Origin of the sequence: Janibacter cremeus, from assembly GCF_029395675.1 — a bacterium.
Taxonomy (GTDB): Bacteria; Actinomycetota; Actinomycetes; order Actinomycetales; family Dermatophilaceae; genus Janibacter; species Janibacter cremeus_A.
In genome coordinates this window covers 1,491,699-1,510,888 of sequence record NZ_CP115184.1, presented here as the reverse complement: position 1 = coordinate 1,510,888, position 19,190 = coordinate 1,491,699, and the positions used below count along the sequence as shown (strand labels likewise).

Annotated in this window: 17 protein-coding genes and 2 tRNA genes; 16 read left to right on the top strand and 3 right to left on the bottom strand. The window is 70.6% G+C overall.

Features of this window, described 5'->3' with window-relative positions:
• Positions 1 to 10: 10 nt before the first annotated feature.
• From O9K63_RS06990 to trmB, 4 genes are all read left to right on the top strand, one after another.
• Positions 11 to 616: a DsbA family protein gene (locus O9K63_RS06990; RefSeq protein ID WP_277241819.1), complete on the top strand. Its 606-nt coding sequence runs from the start codon at positions 11 to 13 to the stop codon at positions 614 to 616.
• Positions 617 to 653: 37 nt separating this feature from the next.
• Positions 654 to 1,121, top strand: a complete 468-nt coding sequence (locus tag O9K63_RS06985; RefSeq protein WP_277241817.1) for a ribose-5-phosphate isomerase — start codon at positions 654 to 656, stop codon at positions 1,119 to 1,121.
• A gap of 139 nt (positions 1,122 to 1,260) precedes the next feature.
• Positions 1,261 to 2,346: a PP2C family protein-serine/threonine phosphatase gene (locus tag O9K63_RS06980; protein ID WP_277241815.1), complete on the top strand. Its 1,086-nt coding sequence runs from the start codon at positions 1,261 to 1,263 to the stop codon at positions 2,344 to 2,346.
• Positions 2,347 to 2,368: 22 nt separating this feature from the next.
• Entirely contained in the window at positions 2,369 to 3,106 is a 738-nt protein-coding gene (gene trmB, locus O9K63_RS06975; RefSeq protein WP_277241813.1) for a tRNA (guanosine(46)-N7)-methyltransferase TrmB, read from the top strand.
• Positions 3,107 to 3,190: 84 nt separating this feature from the next.
• Here trmB and O9K63_RS06970 read toward each other — a convergent pair whose 3' ends face one another.
• Both O9K63_RS06970 and O9K63_RS06965 read right to left on the bottom strand, forming a co-directional pair.
• Positions 3,191 to 3,757 carry an AMIN-like domain-containing (lipo)protein gene (locus O9K63_RS06970; RefSeq protein WP_277241811.1) on the bottom strand — a complete coding sequence of 189 codons (567 nt, stop codon included), beginning with the start codon at positions 3,755 to 3,757 and terminating at the stop codon, positions 3,191 to 3,193.
• A 174-nt stretch (positions 3,758 to 3,931) separates the two neighbouring features.
• Positions 3,932 to 4,002 (bottom strand) — tRNA-Gly (locus O9K63_RS06965).
• A gap of 90 nt (positions 4,003 to 4,092) precedes the next feature.
• Between O9K63_RS06965 and O9K63_RS06960 the strand changes: the two genes are divergently transcribed.
• The 11 genes from O9K63_RS06960 to O9K63_RS06910 all read left to right on the top strand — a co-directional run bounded on the left by O9K63_RS06960 (position 4,093) and on the right by O9K63_RS06910 (position 15,738).
• A tRNA-Pro gene (locus tag O9K63_RS06960) sits at positions 4,093 to 4,169 on the top strand.
• 51 nt (positions 4,170 to 4,220) lie between these two features.
• The gene (locus O9K63_RS06955) at positions 4,221 to 6,044 is read left to right on the top strand and encodes a cation:proton antiporter (protein ID WP_277241809.1); all 1,824 of its coding nucleotides are present in this window, start codon (positions 4,221 to 4,223) and stop codon (positions 6,042 to 6,044) included.
• A gap of 156 nt (positions 6,045 to 6,200) precedes the next feature.
• Positions 6,201 to 7,589 (top strand): trigger factor, encoded by a 1,389-nt coding sequence (gene tig, locus O9K63_RS06950; protein WP_277241807.1) that lies wholly within the window; start codon positions 6,201 to 6,203, stop codon positions 7,587 to 7,589.
• Positions 7,590 to 7,624: 35 nt separating this feature from the next.
• On the top strand, positions 7,625 to 8,800 hold the full coding sequence (locus O9K63_RS06945; RefSeq protein WP_277241805.1) for an MFS transporter: 1,176 nt from the start codon (positions 7,625 to 7,627) through the stop codon (positions 8,798 to 8,800).
• A 64-nt stretch (positions 8,801 to 8,864) separates the two neighbouring features.
• A complete protein-coding gene (locus O9K63_RS06940; RefSeq protein ID WP_277241802.1) occupies positions 8,865 to 9,581 on the top strand; it encodes a PaaI family thioesterase in 717 nt (238 codons plus the stop codon).
• A gap of 9 nt (positions 9,582 to 9,590) precedes the next feature.
• Entirely contained in the window at positions 9,591 to 11,861 is a 2,271-nt protein-coding gene (treS, locus tag O9K63_RS06935; RefSeq protein ID WP_277241800.1) for a maltose alpha-D-glucosyltransferase, read from the top strand.
• Positions 11,858 to 11,983, top strand: coding sequence for a hypothetical protein (locus O9K63_RS06930; protein WP_277241798.1), 126 nt, complete (start codon positions 11,858 to 11,860; stop codon positions 11,981 to 11,983). Before treS ends, O9K63_RS06930 begins: the two co-directional genes overlap by 4 nt.
• Positions 11,984 to 12,200: 217 nt before the next feature.
• Entirely contained in the window at positions 12,201 to 12,782 is a 582-nt protein-coding gene (locus O9K63_RS06925; protein ID WP_277242280.1) for an ATP-dependent Clp protease proteolytic subunit, read from the top strand.
• A 32-nt stretch (positions 12,783 to 12,814) separates the two neighbouring features.
• Positions 12,815 to 13,489, top strand: a complete 675-nt coding sequence (locus O9K63_RS06920; RefSeq protein WP_277241796.1) for an ATP-dependent Clp protease proteolytic subunit — start codon at positions 12,815 to 12,817, stop codon at positions 13,487 to 13,489.
• Positions 13,490 to 13,689: 200 nt separating this feature from the next.
• Positions 13,690 to 14,967 carry an ATP-dependent Clp protease ATP-binding subunit ClpX gene (clpX, locus tag O9K63_RS06915; protein ID WP_277241794.1) on the top strand — a complete coding sequence of 426 codons (1,278 nt, stop codon included), beginning with the start codon at positions 13,690 to 13,692 and terminating at the stop codon, positions 14,965 to 14,967.
• Positions 14,968 to 14,988: 21 nt separating this feature from the next.
• Entirely contained in the window at positions 14,989 to 15,738 is a 750-nt protein-coding gene (locus O9K63_RS06910; protein WP_277241792.1) for a hypothetical protein, read from the top strand.
• Here O9K63_RS06910 and valS read toward each other — a convergent pair.
• A complete protein-coding gene (valS, locus tag O9K63_RS06905) occupies positions 15,719 to 18,340 on the bottom strand; it encodes a valine--tRNA ligase (protein WP_277241789.1) in 2,622 nt (873 codons plus the stop codon). The genes O9K63_RS06910 and valS overlap by 20 nt on opposite strands.
• A gap of 79 nt (positions 18,341 to 18,419) precedes the next feature.
• On the opposite strand from valS, the gene O9K63_RS06900 reads away from it, so the two are divergent.
• A complete protein-coding gene (locus tag O9K63_RS06900; RefSeq protein WP_277241787.1) occupies positions 18,420 to 19,181 on the top strand; it encodes a lysophospholipid acyltransferase family protein in 762 nt (253 codons plus the stop codon).
• Positions 19,182 to 19,190: the final 9 nt, after the last annotated feature.

The window sequence follows — 19,190 nt, the reverse complement described above, 5'->3', positions numbered from 1 at the left end:
CCATGGGGCCATGCCGAGACAGCCCGTGGAGATGTGGTTCGACCCCCTGTGCCCGTGGGCCTGGCTGACCTCGCGGTGGTTGATGGAGGTCGAGCAGGTCCGGGACGTCGAGGTGACCTGGTCCCAGATGAGCCTGTCCGTGCTCAACGAGGGTCGGGACCTGGACGAGGGCTACCTCGACCTGATGGCCCGTGGCTGGACGCCCGTACGGGTCATCGCCGCGGCCCGTCGGGCCCACGGTGACGAGGTCACCAAGCCCCTCTACGACGCCATCGGTACCCGCATCCACCTGCAGGAGCAGCAGGACTTCCACAACGTGGTCTCCGAGGCGCTCGCCGAGGTCGGCCTGCCCGCGGAGCTGATCGAGGCCGCCGACGGCGAGGAGCACGACGAGTTCCTGCGCGAGAGCCACCAGCGGGCCATCGACCTCGTCGGCGACGACGTGGGCACCCCGGTCATCTCCGTCGGCGAGGTCGCCTTCTTCGGCCCCGTCGTCAGCCCGGCCCCGAAGGGGGAGGCCGCCGGTCGTCTCTTCGACGGCTGCGTGCTCGTCGCCGGGACCGACGGCTTCTTCGAGCTGAAGCGCACCCGCACCCGCGACCCGATCTTCGACTGACCCGGCCCCACCCCTTCCCACACACCGGAGAGAGACCTTGCGCGTTCACATCGGCGGCGACCACGCGGCCTTCGAGCTCCACCAGGAGCTGCTGACCTTCCTTGCGGCGGAGGGCCACGAGGTCACCGACCACGGGCCACTCGAGTACGACGCCGTCGACGACTACCCGGTCTACGTGCTGCGGGCCGCCGAGGCCGTCGCGAGCGACCCAGGCAGCCGCGGGATCGTGCTCGGCGGTTCCGGCAACGGTGAGCAGATGGCCGCCAACAAGGTCGCCGGCATCCGAGCGGCCCTGTGCTACAACGCCGAGCTGGCCCGTCTGGCCCGCGAGCACAACGACGCGCAGGTGCTGTCCATGGGTGGCCGGATGCAGTCGCTCGCCGAGGCCAAGGAGATGGTGCAGGTCTTCCTCGCCACGGAGTTCACGGGCGAGGATCGCCACCAGCGACGCATCGACATGGTGAGCGCGTACGAGTCGGACGGGACCCTCCCGCCACTGCCCTGAGGCACCGATTCGCCAGCCCCCCACGGGTGCTCGGTTCGTTGCTGATCGGTCACGGCCCTTCACACGGGGCCCTCGGACGCTTATGGTGCGATCAGGTCCCGCCGTTCGGCGGCACCGTGGACGACCGGGGAGTGCGAGCGTGTCTGCGATCCTGCCGAGTCGTGCGCCCGTGTGGGCAGAGCGACGATGGCTGCCGCGGTCGCTGCCGCGGATCGAGGGGACACCGCTCCTGCTGACGGTCCTGGGGACGGTCCTCCTGATCGCCGTGGCCCACCAGGTCTGGGCGGCAACGGTCCCGCTCGTGACGCTGGTCCCCGTGTGCCTCCTGGCGACCACGCTCTGCTCGCTGCAGCAGGTGCGGACGGTCTTCGGCGTCGTCCTGGTCTGTGTCGCCGGGGCCATCGTCTTCACCGGCGAGGGGATGGTCGGCACCCTCCCCCTGATGATCTCCCTGGCCCTGATGTACGCGGTCGCCACGTCGCGCTCGCACCACGGGGCGGCGACCTTCGAGGGTGACCGGATGCTCGGTGACCTGCGCTCGCGCCTGCACGCGATGGGCGACATCCCGCGGCTGCCGTGCGGGTGGCACGCGGAGCGGTCCTTCGCCACCGCGCACGGCAATGCCTTCGCCGGTGACTTCAACATCACCTCGTCGAGCCGGTGCGGTCGTCGGCTGGAGATGGTCCTCGCCGACGTCAGCGGCAAGGGGCAGGCCGCCGGCACCCGCGCGCTCGTCCTCGCCGGCGCCCTCGGCGGCGTCATCGGATCGGCCACCCCGCACCGCGTGCTGCCGATGGCGAACGAGTTCCTCGAGCGGGACGGCTGGGACGAGGGCTTCGCCACCGCCGTGCACCTCTGCCTCGACCTGGAGACGGGCGAGGCGACGGTCGCTTCGGCCGGCCACCCCCCGGCCATGCACTACGACGCCGGCTCCGGACGGTGGGTCCCGCTCGACGGCAACCGCGGTCCGGCCCTCGGTCTCGTCCCGGATGCCGAGTACCCGCAGGCACACACCGTCCTCAACCGCGGCGACGCACTCCTCGTCTACACCGACGGCATCATCGAGTCGCGCGGGCGTGACCTCGACGACGGCATCGACTGGATGCTCGGTGCCGCCCAGGCCCGCCTGACCAGCGGCTTCCCCGGGCTCGCCAAGACCCTCGTCGCCGGTGGCCGGGCGGGGGCCGAGGACGACCGCGCCGCTGTGATCATCTGGCGCGACTGAGCTCGGGGTAGCCTGTGCGGCCGTGACCACCTCCGAGCCCGACCCGCACGAGCCCGACCAGTACAAGGCGCCCCTGACGGACACCCCCCTGACCGAGGAGGGGCGCTACCGCGCGACCGTGCGCACCTTCACCCCCCGCTGGCGGATGTCCCCGCAGACCCAGGAGCGCATGGACACGCTCCTGCCGCGCTACGCCGTCCCGACGACACCCCTCGACCCCGTCGAGGCCTTCGGCCGGGACGTGCCGATCGTCCTCGAGATCGGGTCGGGCTACGGCGAGTCGGCCCTCGCCTATGCCCGCGAGCACCCCGACCACGGGGTCATCGCCGCCGAGGTGCACGTGCCCGGTGTCGCCCGGTTGATGGCCCGCGCAGAGGAGGAGGGCCTGGCCAACGTCCGCGTGCACCGGGGTGATGCGATCGAGTACCTCGTGCAGTGCGTCGGGGCCGACCAGCTCACGGCGGTGCACCTGTTCTTCCCGGACCCGTGGCCCAAGGCGCGCCACGCCAAGCGGCGATTCGTCCAGCAGGACACCCTCGAGATGATCCTGCACCGGCTGCGTCCCGGTGGTCACCTGCTCGTCGCCACCGACCACGCCGCCTACGCCGACCACGTACGCGGTCAGCTCGAGGAGCACGGCGGCGTCGCCGTGGTCGAGGGGGAGCGCCCCGGCTGGCGGCCGAGCGCCGGCTTCGAGGACAAGGGCAGGGCCGCCGGCCGGGCGATCCACGAGTTCCGGATCACGGCGAAGGGGGAGTGAGCGGCCTCGCGTCCACCCCGTCGGGGTGGTGCTCACCGGTGCGGGGTGTCCCCACACGGGTGCACACCACCCCGACAGGCCGTCTCACCAGAGGTGCGCGACGTCGATGACCAGACGGGCCCCGTCACCGGGACCGTCGAGCACGAAGGCGCGGAACGGCAACCGCGCCCGCACCCCCAGCCCGATGGTCGTCTGCCCCTCGAAGCTGCCCGCCCACGCCACCTGGCGGAAGGTGCGGTAGCCGGACACGTCCACCAGGTTGGTGCGGCTGGCCGGCCGGTAGGTCGGCCTCCCGTGGTTGTCGTACGCCGGTGCCTTCAGGATGATGCGCAGGTCGGCGCCGCCGCGCAACGGGACGGCGGTGCCACTGCCGTCCATGCGGACCGTGCTGACATAGCGCACGTCGTGGCCGAGCCGACCGGGCACGTCGTCGACGTCCAGGACGAGGCGGTCGAAGCAGGCGTGCCGGCCGGAGCGCACGTTCGCCAGCGTGCCGCTCGTGTACGTGGGTGCCGCCTTGGCCAGCGAGCCCCACGTCAGGTTGCAGTAGGACGCGGTGGCGGCCGGCGCTGCTGCCGGTACCGCGGCCACGGTCGCGGCGGCCGCGACTGCACCGACGGCGAACCGACTGAGATTGCGACGAGTGTTCATGACGACTTCCCCTTTCGCCGAGGGCGTGAGCCCGGCGCGCGACGCCCGGTTGCGTCATGGATCCAGACGTGCGAAGGGGGAGGCGGGTTGCCGGCCGCGGCCGGTGGGTGCCGAACCGTTATCCACGACGAGGCCCGCAGGACCCCGGGGGGTCCCGCGGGCCTCGTGCCGGGGAGCGGGTGACGGGAATCGAACCCGCGTAGCCAGTTTGGAAGACTGGGGCTCTACCATTGAGCTACACCCGCGCGCAGCCCCCGAGTCGGCCTGTGGCGCAACGGTCGGAGCAGCAGGGGTTAGCCTAGTCCCCGCACGCAGCCCGAGCGCAATCGGGTCAACGGGGTATGGCGCAGCTTGGTAGCGCGTCCGCTTTGGGAGCGGAAGGCCGTCGGTTCGAATCCGGCTACCCCGACCACGCAGGCACGGGCTTGGCCCTCGCCACCGTCGGGGTGGCAGTCTTGCGCTCGTGATCAGCGACCCGGCGAGCTACCTCGCGCTCGTGACCGCACTGGGCGTGGCCTGCCAGGTCCTCGCATGGGCCGTACGCATCCCCTCCATCCTCGTGCTGCTCATCGTCGGCTTCGGTCTCGGTCAGGTGGTCACTGCCGACGCGGTCCTCGGGCGGGACGTCCTCTTCAGCGGCGTGACCCTGGCCGTGGGGATCATCCTCTTCGAGGGCAGCCTGTCGCTGCGCCTGAGCGACATCAGCGACCTGGGACGCAGCACGGTGCGGCTGTGCACCGTCACCGTGGCCATCGCCTGGGCGCTGATCACGCTGACCGGGTGGCTGCTGGGCTTCCCGCTGGAGCTGGCGCTGCTCGTCGGCGCCGTCCTCGTGGTCACCGGACCGACGGTCATCGGCCCGATCCTGCGCCAGCTGCGCCCGACCCGGCGCATCGCCGCGCTGCTGCGGTGGGAGGGCATCGTCGTCGACCCCATCGGGGCGATCCTCGCCGTTCTCGTCTTCCAGGCCGTCCTGGCCAGGACCTCGGCCGACCCCGTCAGCGCGGTCCTGACCTCGCTCGGGACGACCATCGTCACGGCGGTTCTGATCGCCCTGGTCCTCGGCGTCCTGCTCGAGCAGGCCATCAAGCGCCACCTCGTGCCCGACTTCCTCCACGGTGCGGTCTTCCTCGCTGCCGCGGTCGGTGCGTTCGCCCTCTCCAACTCCATCGAGTCGGAGAGCGGGCTGCTCACGGTGACGATCATGGGCGTCTTCCTGGCCAACCGTCCCAACCTCCACCTCGAGCACGTCACCCAGTTCAAGGAGCACCTGCAGGTGCTCCTCGTCGGCATCCTCTTCATCGTGCTCGCCGGCCGCGTCTCGCCCGAGGCCGTGGTGGAGATCGCGCCCGTTGCGGCGGTCTTCGTCCTGGCCCTCGTACTCGTCGTCCGTCCTCTGAGCGTCTTCCTCGGGCTCGTGGGAACCGGCGCCACGAAGGAGGAGCGGCGCCTGCTCGCCTTCATGGCGCCGCGGGGCATCGTCGCCGCCGCCGTGGTGAGCATCTTCGCCCTCGAGCTCGCCCATGCGGCCGAGCGTGCGTCCGACCCCGAGCACGCGGCCCGCCTCGAGCACCTCGGGACGGAGGCCGCCCGGATGGTGCCGCTGGTCTTCCTCGTCATCGTCGCCACGGTCGCCATCTACGGGCTCGGCGTGGGCCGGCTCGCCGAGCGGCTCGGGCTGGCAACGACCTCGCCCCAGGGGGTCATCCTCGCCGGGGGCGACGAGTGGATCGTGCGCGTGGCCAAGGCGCTCGACGACGTCGGGGTGGACGTCGTCATCGTCACCGTCTACCGCGCGGCGCTGCAACGGGCCCGGATGGCCGGGATGCGGGTCGAGATGGCCAACCTGCTCAGTGACTACGTCGTGCGCGACATGGACCTCGCGGGCCTGAAGACCTTCGTCGCCGCCACCGACCAGGACGAGCGCAACACCATCGCGGCCCGCGAGTTCTCGCACTTCCTGGGACGGGCGCACGTGTTCCAGCTGGCCGTTGCGCCCGCCGAGCACGTCGGTGCCGACCGCACGGAGACGGCCTCGCACCTGACCGCGCGCACCCCCTTCGCCCCCGCCCTGGAGTACAAGGAGCTCACCGAGCGGGCGAAGGAGATGGACGTGCGGCGCACCTCGCTGACGGCGAAGTACACCTACGAGGACTTCCGGAGGATGTACGGCGGCAGGGCCATCGCCCTCTTCGCGGTGCGTGGTCGCGAGGTCGCTGTCGTCACCGAGAAGTCCTCGCTCGAGGGGGAGCTCACCCTCATCTCGCTCGTGCCGCGGGAGGACTGAGCACCCGCGCATTCGGCCTGTGCGATTCCAGCCGATACAGTGGTTTCTCGTGTCCCGGCCAGCCGGGACGGTGCGTGTGCGCCCGACGGTCGACACCCGACCCGAGAGCCACCGCCCCAACCCCCGTCATCGTCCAGATCGTGTGGAGTGCCTGCAGTGAAGAGTGCCGTCGAGAACCTCAGCCCGACCCGGGTCAAGTTGACCGTCGAGGTCCCGAGCGAGGAGCTCCAGCCGCACGTCGACGCGGCCCTGAAGTCGATCGGTGACCAGATCCAGGTCCCCGGATTCCGCAAGGGCAAGGTGCCCGCGCGGATCATCGAGCAGCGCGTCGGCAAGGGCGCGGTCATCCAGGAGGCCGTCAACGAGGCCCTCCCGGAGTTCTTCGGCAAGGCCGTCGACGAGACCGAGATCGACCCGATCGGCCAGCCCGAGGTGGACATCACCGAGGTGCCGATGACCGACGAGGAGAACCTCAAGTTCACCGTCGAGGTCGACGTGCGCCCGGAGGTCACCCTCCCGGACTACGACGGGCTGACGATCTCCGTCGACAACCTCGAGGTCACCGACGCGGACGTCGAGGAGAAGCTGACCGAGCTGCGCGAGCGCTTCGGCACCCTCGTCGGTGTCGACCGCGCCGTCGAGAACGGCGACTTCGTCTCCATCGACCTCAAGGCAGAGGCCGCGGGCGAGGAGATCGACTCCGTCGAGGGCGTCTCCTACGAGGTCGGCTCCGGCAACATGCTCGAGGGCATGGACGAGGCGCTGCTCGGCATGGCGAAGGGGGAGACGAAGGACTTCTCCGCCCCGCTCGCCGGTGGCGACCAGGCCGGGACCGTCGCCGACTGCACCGTGACCGTCCACTCGGTCAAGGTCCGTGAGCTGCCCGAGGTCGACGACGAGTTCGCCCAGATGGCCAGCGAGTTCGACACCGCCGCCGAGCTGCGCGAGGACGTCGCCAAGCAGGCCGAGCAGGCGAAGAAGTTCGAGCAGGGTATCCAGGCCCGCGACAAGGTCCTCGAGCACCTGCTCGAGTCGACGGAGATCGCCATCCCGGAGAGCATCGTCGAGACCGAGGTGCACAACCACCTCGAGCAGGAGGGTCGTCTCGAGGACGAGGAGCACCGCGCCGAGGTCGACGAGCAGACCCGCAAGGCGCTGAAGACCCAGTTCCTCCTCGACGCCATCGGCAAGGCCGAGGAGGTCGAGGTCGGCCAGCCCGAGCTCATCGAGTACCTGATGATGCAGGCCCAGCAGTACGGCATGGAGCCCAACCAGTTCGCCCAGCTGCTCGACCAGCAGGGCCAGGTCGAGGGCATGGTCGGTGAGGTGGCCCGCCGCAAGGCCCTGGCCGCCGCGCTCGACAAGGCCACGATCGTCGACGCCGACGGCAACGAGGTCGACCTCGACGAGATCACCCCCGGTGGCGACGAGGACGAGGCCGCCGAGGGTGCCGAGGGCGACGCCCCGCAGGCCGAGGTCGCCGAGGCCGAGGCCGAGGTCGTGGAGGCCGAGTCGGCCGAGACCACCGAGGACGAGAAGGCCTGACCTCCTCCACCTCACGACGAAGGGGGTCACCGCCGATGGGTGGTGACCCCCTTCCTCGTGCCCGCACCGCGGTCTTCATGACCTTCGCGGTCAACGGCTTCGGCTTCGCCTCGTGGGCCTCCCGCATCCCCGACATCCGCACCGACCTCGCCCTCACCCCGGGGGAGCTCGGCCGCACGCTGCTCGCGGGGGCGCTCGGCTCCGTGCTCGCCCTGCCGATGGCCGGTCGCGTCATCACCGCGCTGGGCGCCGCCCGGACGACGACCGTCGGCGTCCTCGTGGCGGCCGTCGGGCTCGTGGCCCTCGGCGTCGGGCTCGACCTCGTCGGGAGTGCCGTCGCGACGGCGCTCGGCCTCCTCGTCTTCGCGGTCGGGGTCTCGCTGTGGGACGTGGCGATGAACCACGAGGGCGCAGCCGTCGAGCAGCGTCTCGGCCGGACGGTCATGCCGCACTTCCATGCCTGCTTCTCCGGTGGCACGGTCCTCGGCGCCCTCGTGGCGGTGGGGCTGGTGGCCCTGCACGTGCCCGTCCTCGCGCACCTCGCCGGCGCCGCGGTCCTCGTCCTCGCGGTCGGTCTCCCCACACCGCGCGCCTACCTCGCCCGCACGCAGGAGCCGGTCGGGGTGCCGACGACGCCCACCGCACGGGGGAGCGCCTGGCTCGAGCCGCGCACCCTCGTCATCGGCCTCGTCGTCCTCGTCGCGGCCCTCACGGAGGGCACCGCCAACGACTGGATCGCCATCGCCGTGACCGAGGGGCACGACCAGCCGGGGTGGGTCGGCGTCCTGGCCTTTGCCACCTTCCTCGGCGCGATGACCTGCGGACGCCTGCTCGGGGTGGGCCTGCTCGACCGCTTCGGCCGCGTCCCGGTGCTGCGCGGCACCTTCGTGCTCGCCGCGCTCGGATCCCTGCTCGTCGTCCTCGGGTCGACCCCGCTCGCTTTCGTCGGCGTCGTGCTCTGGGGCGTCGGCGCCAGCCTCGGCTTCCCGGTCGGCATGAGCGCGGCGGCGGACGACCCGGTGCGTGCGGCCGCCCGGCTGTCCGTCGTCTCCACGATCGGCTACGTGGCCTTCATCGTCGGACCGCCCCTCCTCGGCCTGATGGGGGACCACGTGGGTGTGCTGCGTTCCCTGCTGCTCGTCGGCCTGCTGGCCCTGCCCGCCCTCGTGGCCGTGACCGCCGTGCGCGAGCGGCAGGTGGACGCGCGCTGACGTCGTTGCGTCCGGGATCGCGACGTTGCACACTCGTTCAGCACCCACCACCAGGAGGACCCCCATGACCGACGGCGCCTTCGCCTCGCCCGCCACCGTCGAGGACCCGGAGGCGCTCGCGACCACCGAGCGCGCCCAGTCCGACCTCGCCTCGAGCATGCGGGAGCTGGTCGACGCGTGCGTGCGCACGCGGGTCGACGACGAGACGCTGACGAGCATCGCGGCGGAGGTCCGCGAGGTCACGCAGCGGCTGCTCACGCACGCGCAGGCCGGTCCGCTCGGGATCGAGACCGCGAGCGACGGACGCCTGCGCGACCACGGCAACCCGATGGTCGGCATGCGCAACCCGATCGCCCCGCCGCTGCACGTCACCGGTGACGCCGAGGGCAACATGCGCTGCACCTTCACCCTGGGTGCCGGCTACGAGGGACCTCCCGGGTGCGTCCACGGCGGGATCGTCGCGGCCGTCCTCGACCAGGTCGTCGGGTCGGCGCCGGCCAGGATCGGTCGGCCGGGACTGACCGCGTACCTCAACACCACCTACCGCCGGCCGACGTCGCTCGGCGTCGAGCACGTGGCCCGTGGCTGGGTCGAGGAGGTCGACGGGTGGAAGGTGCGCGCCCGGGGTGAGATCCGTGACCCGCAGGATCGGGTCACGGCGGAGGCCGACGCGCTCTTCGTTGTCCCGCGGTGGGCACGCGAGCACATCGGCACGCCGACCGGCGACGCGGGCGAGTTCCCTCCGGACGATGGGGCGTCGCCGCGCACGCCGACCCCGTAGCGTGGTGCCATGAGCAAGTTCGACGCGGATCCGCCCGAGGCACCCGAGGCACCCGAGGCGCCCGAGGCGCTCGAGGTGGAGGACCCCGGGGAGCCCAACTTCGCCCAGGTCTTCTTCCCCGCACGGCCCAAGGGCCTGCGCCCGCGCGCCCGGTTGCGCCAGCAGGGAGCGCCGTCGCGGGCCCAGGTCCGCTCGGGGGAGCCCGAGGGGTCCAACCCCGTCTACGTCGACTGGCTCTGCGGGCAGTCGATGCTCCAGGACGCCAAGGAGATCGCCAACCAGTTCAGTGGTCTGGGCTCCATGTGGCAGAACCCCTTCGCCCAGCCCGACCCGCGGGCGGCTGTGCAGACGGCATCGGTGTGGTTCACCGCCTACCCGATCTCGATGATCACCCGTCGGGGGGAGTCCTTCCTCGGCACGCTCGCCGACCCGGACCTGTGGGCCGCGTTCGAGCACATCGGCATCCACGGTGTCCACACCGGACCGGTGAAGCGGGCCGGAGGGCTGTCGGGGTGGAACCCGACCCCGAGCGTCGACGGGCACTTCGACCGCATCGGGACACACATCGACGAGCTCTTCGGCACCGAGGAGGACTTCCGGGAGATGTGCCGGGTCGCCGCCGAGCACGAGGGCACCGTCATCGACGACATCGTCCCCGGCCACACGGGCAAGGGCGCCGACTTCCGTCTCGCCGAGCTCGGCGTCGGTGACTACCCGGGGATCTACCACATGATCTCCATCCCTCCCGAGGAGTGGCACCTGCTGCCCGACGTCCCCGAGGGCAGGGACTCGGCCAACCTCGACGAGATCGACGAGATGGCCCTGACCGAGGCCGGGCACATCATCGGTGAGCTGCAGCGCGTGATCTTCCACGTGCCCGGGGTCAAGGACACCAACTGGTCGGCCACGGCCCCGGTCACCGGCCCGGACGGCGTGACCCGACGCTGGGTCTACCTCCACTACTTCAAGGAGGGGCAGCCCTCGATCAACTGGCTCGACCCCACCTTCGCCGGGATGCGCCTGGTCATCGGGGACGCCCTCCACAGCATCGGTGACCTCGGCTCCGGTGGCTTGCGCCTGGATGCCAACGGCTTCCTCGGGGTGGAGCGCACCCTCGAGGTCGGGCCGGCCTGGTCCGAGGGGCACCCGCTCTCCGAGGCCGCCAACCAGCTCATCGGCTCGATGGTGCGCAAGGTCGGCGGGTTCACCTTCCAGGAGCTCAACCTCTCGATCGAGGACATCCGGGACACCGCCGCCGGTGGTGCCGACCTGTCCTACGACTTCATCACCCGGCCCGCCTACCACCACGCGCTCGCCACGGGGGACACCGAGTTCCTGCGGCTGACCCTGCGCGAGGCGCAGCGCCTGGGCGTCGACGCGGCGGGCCTGGTGCACGCTCTGCAGAACCACGACGAGCTGACCTACGAGCTCGTCCACTTCGCCAGCCGTCACCGCGAGGACGTGTTCACCTTCCGCGAGGGGGAGGTGACGGGGGAGGAGCTCGCCGAGACGGTCCGCGCGGAGCTCACCGGGGCGCTGACCGGGGACGCCGCCCCCTACAACCTCGTCTTCACGACCAACGGGATCGCCTCGACCACCGCGTCCGTCATCACCGGGGCCCTGGGGTTCAGCGACCTCGACGCACTCACCGGCGAGCAGGTCGAGCAGGTGCGCCGGGCGCACCTGCTGCTCGCGATGTACAACGCCCTCCAGCCCGGCGTCTTCGCGCTGTCGGGGTGGGACCTCGTCGGGGCGCTGCCGATCCCGGCGGAGGAGATCGAGGACCTCCTGCGCGAGGGTGACACGCGGTGGATCCACCGGCCGGCCTACGACCTGCTCGACGTCGCGCCCGACGAGCAGTGGTCGACGTCCGGGATGCCCCGGGCGCGCACCCTCTACGGCCCGGTCGACCGCCAGCTGGAGGATCCCGACTCCTTCGTCACGCGGCTGCGCGAGATCCTCCACCTGCGCGGCTACTTCGCCGTCGCCACGACGCGCCAGGTCGACGTCCCCGACGTCGCCCACGCGGCGATGCTCGTCATGGTGCACGAGTACGAGCAGGTCCCGGGGCAGCTGCAGGTGACCGTGCTCAACTTCTCCGCCGACCCGATCTCCGGGACGGTCATCAGCGAGCGCCTCCAGCCCGGGTCCCGGCTGATGGACATGGGCGACGGCTCCGTCTTCGGCGAGGTCGACCAGCTGCACGGCTTCCACGTCGAGCTCGACGGCTTCGCCGGTCTCGCGCTCCTCGTCAGCCCGCCGAGGCAGGAGGCGTCGTGAGCGAGCGGCCCCGCATGCGGATCCGCCCGCTCGGCGGCGCCATGGGCTGCCTGGGCATGATCCTGTTCTCGGTGATCGCCTCCGTGGTGCTCACCGTCGTGCTCAACCTCCTCCTGCGGTGACGGCACGGGCGAAGGGGGTGGCCCCCCTTCGCCCGTGCGTTGCGCTCACGGCGAACACGTGCCGGGCACGGGAAACAGTCCGGCCCGGCTGGCGTTAGGCTCAATGACAAGAAGGCGATGCACAGCCAGTCGATCGACAATCACCGCCGTCACGGCGGAGAAGCGAGTGAGCGTGAGCAACAGCAGCGAGATCGTCGCGGCCGGCCCGCAGGGCGGGATGGGCCTCGACGACCACATCTACCAGCGCCTCCTGAAGGAGCGCATCATCTTCCTCGGGTCGGACGTGCGCGATGACAACGCGAACGCGATCTGTGCCCAGATGCTGCTCCTGGCGGCGGAGGACCCCGAGAAGGACATCTGGCTCTACATCAACAGCCCCGGCGGGTCGATCTCCGCGGGCATGGCGATCTACGACACGATGAAGTGGATCCCCAACGACGTCGCGACCGTCGCGATGGGTCTGGCCGCGTCCATGGGCCAGTTCCTCCTGTCGGCCGGGACGAAGGGCAAGCGGTACGCGACCCCGCACGCCCGCGTGATGATGCACCAGCCCTCGGGTGGCATCGGTGGCACGGCCTCCGACATCAAGATCCAGGCCGAGCAGATGCTCTTCGTCAAGACCCAGATGGCCGAGCTGATCGCCGAGCACACCGGCCAGACCGTCGAGCAGATCAGCAAGGACTCCGACCGCGACCGGTGGTTCGGTGCCCAGGAGGCCATGGAGTACGGCTTCGTCGACCACGTCTTCGAGCGCTCCGACCAGACGGGCCGCGGGGACGACAACCCCGTCACCGAGTGAGTCCCTTCCCCGCGAGCCCCCAGGAGACACCCATGAACTTCGATACCCAGCTGCGTACCGACCAGCCGGGCGGCGCCCCGATGCGTCCCGGTCCGTCCAACCGCTACGTCCTGCCGCAGTTCGAGGAGCGCACCTCCTACGGCATGAAGCGGACCGACCCGTACACCAAGCTCTTCGAGGACCGGATCATCTTCGTCGGCGTGCAGATCGACGACGCGTCCGCGGATGACATCATCGCCCAGCTGCTCGTGCTCGAGTCGATGGAGCCCGAGCGCGACATCCTCATGTACATCAACAGCCCGGGTGGCTCGTTCACTGCCATGACGGCGATCTACGACACGATGCAGTACATCCGGCCGGACATCCAGACCTTCGTCATCGGCCAGGCGGCCTCCGCGGCCGCGGTCCTGCTGTCCGCTGGTGCGCCGGGCAAGCGCTTCGCCCTGCCCAACGCCCGGGTGCTCATCCACCAGCCCGCGCTCGCCGGCGGCGCCGGCGGCCAGGCCAGCGACATCGAGATCCAGGCCAACGAGGTGCTGGGCATGCGCACCTGGCTCGAGGAGACCTGGGCCCAGCACTCGAACAAGAGCGTCGAGCAGGTGCGCGAGGACATCGAGCGCGACAAGCACCTCACCGCGCAGGAGGCCAAGGAGTACGGCCTCATCGACGAGGTGCTCAGCCCGCGCAAGGCCTCCCTCGAGGACTGAGCGACCACGACGACGAAGGGCCCCGGTTCGCCGGGGCCCTTCGTGCTGCCCGGGTACGACACCCGGTGTTCCGCTGATAGCGGACAAGGGCGACGCGCCCCCGTCCGGGGGTGTCGAATGGAGGCGAGACACCCCCGTTTGGGTACCGTCGACCCACAGGCGGCCGGACGGGCCGACCCACCAGGCAGGAAGGACCGGACGTGGCACGAGTCGGAGAGAGCGGCGACCTGCTCAAGTGTTCCTTCTGCGGCAAGTCGCAGAAGCAGGTCAAGAAGCTCATCGCCGGTCCGGGCGTGTACATCTGCGACGAGTGCATCGACCTGTGCAACGAGATCATCGAGGAGGAGTTGACCGACTCCGGTGACCTCGGTCTGGACGAGCTGCCCAAGCCGCGCGAGATCTTCGACTTCCTCGAGACCTACATCGTCGGTCAGGACAAGGCGAAGAAGGCGCTGGCGGTCGCGGTCTACAACCACTACAAGCGCATCCAGGCCGACGACGGTGCCGCTGCCAAGCGCGACGAGGACCACGTCGACATCGCCAAGTCCAACATCCTGCTCATCGGTCCGACCGGCTGCGGAAAGACCTACCTCGCCCAGACCCTCGCGCGGATGCTCAACGTCCCCTTCGCCATCGCCGACGCCACCGCGCTGACCGAGGCGGGATACGTCGGCGAGGACGTGGAGAACATCCTGCTGAAGCTCATCCAGGCCGCCGACTACGACGTGAAGAAGGCCGAGCAGGGGATCATCTACATCGACGAGGTCGACAAGGTCGCCCGCAAGTCCGAGAACCCCTCGATCACCCGGGACGTCTCGGGCGAGGGCGTGCAGCAGGCACTGCTGAAGATCCTCGAGGGCACGACCGCCTCCGTCCCGCCGCAGGGTGGCCGCAAGCACCCGCACCAGGAGTTCATCCAGATCGACACGACGAACGTCCTCTTCGTCGTCGGCGGTGCCTTCGCCGGCCTGGAGAAGATCATCGAGTCGCGCATCGGCAAGAAGGGGCTGGGCTTCGGCTCCGAGCTGCACAAGTCCACCGACCTGGCCGAGGCGATCACCGAGGTCATGCCCGAGGACCTGATGAAGTTCGGCCTCATCCCGGAGTTCATCGGCCGCCTGCCGATCATCACCACCGTCAGCCCGCTCGACCGGGAGGCGCTGGTGCAGATCCTGTCCGAGCCGAAGAACGCGCTGGTCAAGCAGTACCGCAAGATGTTCGACATCGACGGGGTGGAGCTGGAGTTCACCGACGACGCCCTCGAGGCGATCGCCGAGTCCGCGATCGCCCGCGGGACGGGCGCCCGCGGCCTGCGGGCCATCCTCGAGGAGGTGCTCATGCCGGTGATGTTCGACGCGCCGAGCGACGAGGGCATCAAGCAGATCGTCGTCACCGAGGAAGTCGTGCGCGACAACGTCCTGCCGACGATCGTGCGCCACGAGGAGACGGGCAAGCGCAAGCACAAGCGCTCCGCCTGACCCACCTGACAGGATGACCGGGTGAGCGCGCCCTTCCGGCTGGCGACCGGGTCCTCGGGCCCGCGGCAGCAGAGCCCGACGACCTGCGGGTCGGCGTGCGCGACCGTGGCGAGGATGCTCGTCGACGGCCCCTTCGCCCGCTGGGTCGTCCACGGCGAGGGACACCCCATCCCCGGCGCCGAGGGCACCACCTTCCCGGAGCGCTTCGCGTCTTGGGAGCGCACCGTCCAGGCTCGGACGAACGGGTGGGCCACCCCGGGCGGCAGACCGGCCATGGCGTGGCCACGGGCCTTCGGGACACCACCGTGGGGTCTGAAGCAGGAGCTGGAGAACGGCTGTGCCCGCGTCGGGACGCGCTACCGGCTGGTCCCGGTCCGCGGCCACATGCAGGAGGCGCTGCGCGCCCGGTACCGCCGCCTGACCGATCTCGTCGTCGACGGAGAGCCGGCGGCCCTCTACGTGGGCAACTCACTGCTGCCGCGCCACATCACGCTCGTCATCCCGGGCGCGCGCCCCGGTGAGCTCACCGTGTACGAGCCGAGCTCGGGGCAGGTGCTGCCGCTGACCGAGGACGAGTTCGCCACCCGACGTCTCGACCTGGGTGGGTGGTCGGTGCCGTGGATCCTCGTCCAGCCCACCGGCCACCGGCGGGCGGGCAACGGCTCACCGGCGATCGCCCCGTGGCGGGTGCCGCAGCTGGCCCCCGACCCGACCCCGGAGGCGTTGCGCCGGGAGCCGGGCCGGGAAGGGGTCAGTTCTTCTTCGGCTTGACGAAGGGGATCAGCTCGACGTCGCGCAGCCCGATCTCCTCGCCCTCGGCGTGCTCGAAGGAGCCGGAGAGCCGGCCGGCGCTGCGCAGGTCGGACTCACCGACGCGCACGAGCTGCGCCGTCGCCGCGGGGGCGACGAGGGTGGCCGCGGTGATCTCGCTGCGCATGCCGACCTTGGCGTCGGACTTGGCCTTGCGGATCTGGGTGAGGGCCTCGCCGACCGCACCGAGGACGGCCGCGTCACCGCCGGACGGCAGCTCGTCGGCGGTCGGCCACGTGGCGCGGTGGACCGAGCCCTCGTGCCACCAGGACCAGACCTCCTCGGTGGCATAGGGCAGCACGGGTGCGAGCAGGCGCAACAGGGCATCGAGCGCGAGCCGCAGGGCGGCGCGGGCGGAGGCCGTCCCGGCGGGGTCCTGTCCCTCGCCGCCGTGGGCGCGGTCCTTGACCAGCTCGATGTAGTCGTCGCAGAAGGTCCAGAAGAAGGTCTCGGTCACCGAGAGGCTGCGGGTGTAGTCCCAGGCCTCGAAGCCCGCCGTCGCGTCGGTGATGACCCGGGCGAGCCCGGCGAGCATCGACTGGTCGAGCGGGTTGGTCACGGCGGCGGCGAGGTCGCCCTCGACCGTGCCGAAGCCCAGAGCGAACTTGCTCGCGTTGAGCAGCTTGATCGCCAGTCGGCGACCGATCTTCATCTGACCGGTGTCGTAGGCGGCGTCGGTGCCCAGGCGGCTGGAGGCGGCCCAGTAGCGCACCGCGTCGGCACTGTGCTCGACGACGACGTCCTCGGGGGTGACGACATTGCCCTTGGACTTGCTCATCTTCTTGCGGTCGGGGTCGAGGATCCAGCCGGAGATCGCGGCGTTCTTCCACGGCACGCTGCCGTGCTCGAAGTGCGCGCGCACGACCGTGGCGAAGAGCCACGTGCGGATGATGTCGTGCCCCTGCGGGCGCACGTCCATCGGGAAGACCCGCTCGAACAGATCAGAGCGGCCGGACTCGCGCCCCAACCAGTCACCGGCGATCTGGGGGGACAGGGAGGAGGTGGCCCAGGTGTCCATGACGTCGGGGTCACCGGTGAAGCCACCCGGCTGGTCGCGCTGGTCCTCGGTGTACCCCTCGGGCACGCTCGCGGTCGGGTCGATCGGGAGCCGCGACTCCTCGGGCACGAGCGGCGACTCGTACCGCGGCTCGCCCTCGGCGTCGAGGGCGTACCAGACGGGGATCGGCACGCCGAAGAAGCGCTGGCGGGAGATGAGCCAGTCGCCGTTGAGACCGGCGACCCAGTTCTTGTAGCGCGACTTCATGAACTCGGGGTGGAAGGCGATCTCGTCGCCGCGGTCCTGCAGCGTCTCGTTCAGCTGGGCGTCCCGGCCACCGTTGCGGATGTACCACTGGCGGGAGGTGACGATCTCCAGCGGCTTCTCGCCGCGCTCGTAGAAGTTGGCCTTGCGCTGCGTCTTCTGCGGCTCGCCGTCGAGGTCACCGCAGGCGCGCAGCGCCTCGACGACGACCTCGCGAGCCGAGTGGACGGTCTTGCCGGACATCTGCGTGTAGACCTCGGCGCCCGTCTCCCCGGAGATCCACTCGGGGACGTCGGCGGCGATGCGGCCGGCCCGGTTGACGACCGAGCGGGTCGGCAGCTGCAGCTCACGCCACCAGATGACGTCGGTGAGGTCACCGAAGGTGCAGCACATGGCGATGCCGGCGCCCTTGTCCATCTCGGCGCCGCGGTGGGCGAGGACCGGGACCTCGACGCCGAAGATCGGCGAGGTCACAGTGGCACCGAAGAGACCCTGGTAGCGCTCGTCGTCCGGGTGCGCGATGAGGGCGACGCACGCGGGGAGCAGCTCCGGGCGGGTGGTCTCGACGTGGACCGGGCCCTCGGCGCCGTGGAAGGCGACGCGGTGGTAGGCGCCCGGGTAGTCGCGCGCCTCGAGCTCGGCCTGGGCGACGGCGGTCTGGAAGGTGACGTCCCACAGGCCCGGGGCCTCGGCGGTGTAGGCCTCACCGCGGGCGAGATTGCGCAGGAAGGCCGTCTGCGCCGTCGCGCGCGAGTGCTCGTCGATCGTGCGGTACTGGATGGCCCAGTCGAGGCTGAAGCCGAGGCGGCGGAAGAGGGACTCGAAGGCCTCCTCGTCCTTGACCGTCAGCTCGTCGCACAGCTCGATGAAGTTCTGCCGGCTGACGGGGACCTGGTCGGCGGCCTTGATCGTCTTCGTCGTCCCGGCGAAGGGGGGAGTGAAGTCCGGGTCGTAGGGCAGCGAGGAGTCGCCGCGAACGCCGTAGTAGTTCTGCACCCGCTTCTCCGTCGGCAGGCCGTTGTCGTCCCAGCCGATCGGGTAGAAGACGTTGAACCCCTGCATGCGCTTGTAGCGGGCCATGCAGTCGGTGTGGGTGTAGCTGAAGACGTGCCCCATGTGCAGGCTGCCGCTCGCGGTCGGCGGCGGGGTGTCGATGGAGAAGACCTGCTCGCGCCCACCCGCACGGTCGAAGGCGTAGGTCTCCTGCTCGCGCCATACCACTGCCCACTTCTCCTCGAGCCCGTCGAGGGAGGGACGCTCCGGGATGCGGGCAGCGTCGGGGGACAGGGAGTGCTCGCTCATGGGCCGAATCTTCCCATCCCCGCTCACTGCCCTGCCAATCGGGCCCACCGCCGACCCGGCGACGTCGTAGTCTGTCGACATGCGTCCACCCGAGCCCCTGTACCGGCTGATCATCATCATCGCCCGGGTCATCTTCCTCATCAACGGATACCGCTTCACGATGAAGGGGGAAGCCAACGTCCCGCGCCGCGGTGGTGCCGTCATGGCGATCAACCACACCGGATACCTCGACTTCGTCTTCGCGGGGCTGAGCGCCCGCAAGAGCCGCCGCTGGGTGCGCTTCATGGCCAAGAAGTCGATCTGGCAGCACAGGGTCGCCGGTCCGATCATGCGCGGGCTCAAGCACATCCCCGTCGACCGCCACGCGGGCGCGGGCGCCCTCGCCGAGGCGACGAACCGGTTGCGCCAGGGCCAGATCGTCGGCGTGTACCCGGAGGCGACGATGTCGCGCTCCTTCGAGATCAAGGAGCTGAAGTCCGGCTCCGTGCGGATGGCCAAGGACGCCGGCGTGCCGATCCTGCCGACGATCGTCTGGGGCGCCCAGCGCATCTGGACCAAGGACGTGCCCAAGCGTCTGGGCCGCACGAACGCCCCGATCCACATCACCGTCGGCGAGCCCATCCACGTCGGGCCGGACGACGACGTCGCCGAGGTGACCGCCCACCTTCGCCGGGTGATGAAGCAGATGCTCGACGAGACCCTCGCGGCCTACCCGCAGCCGAAGGGGGAGGAGCTGCGCTTCCACCCGGCCCGCCTCGGCGGCACGGCGCCGACGTACGAGGAGGCGTACTCCAAGGACCGCAAGGACATGACCCGCAGGAAGGACCAGTTCAGCAAGTAGGACCGGTCC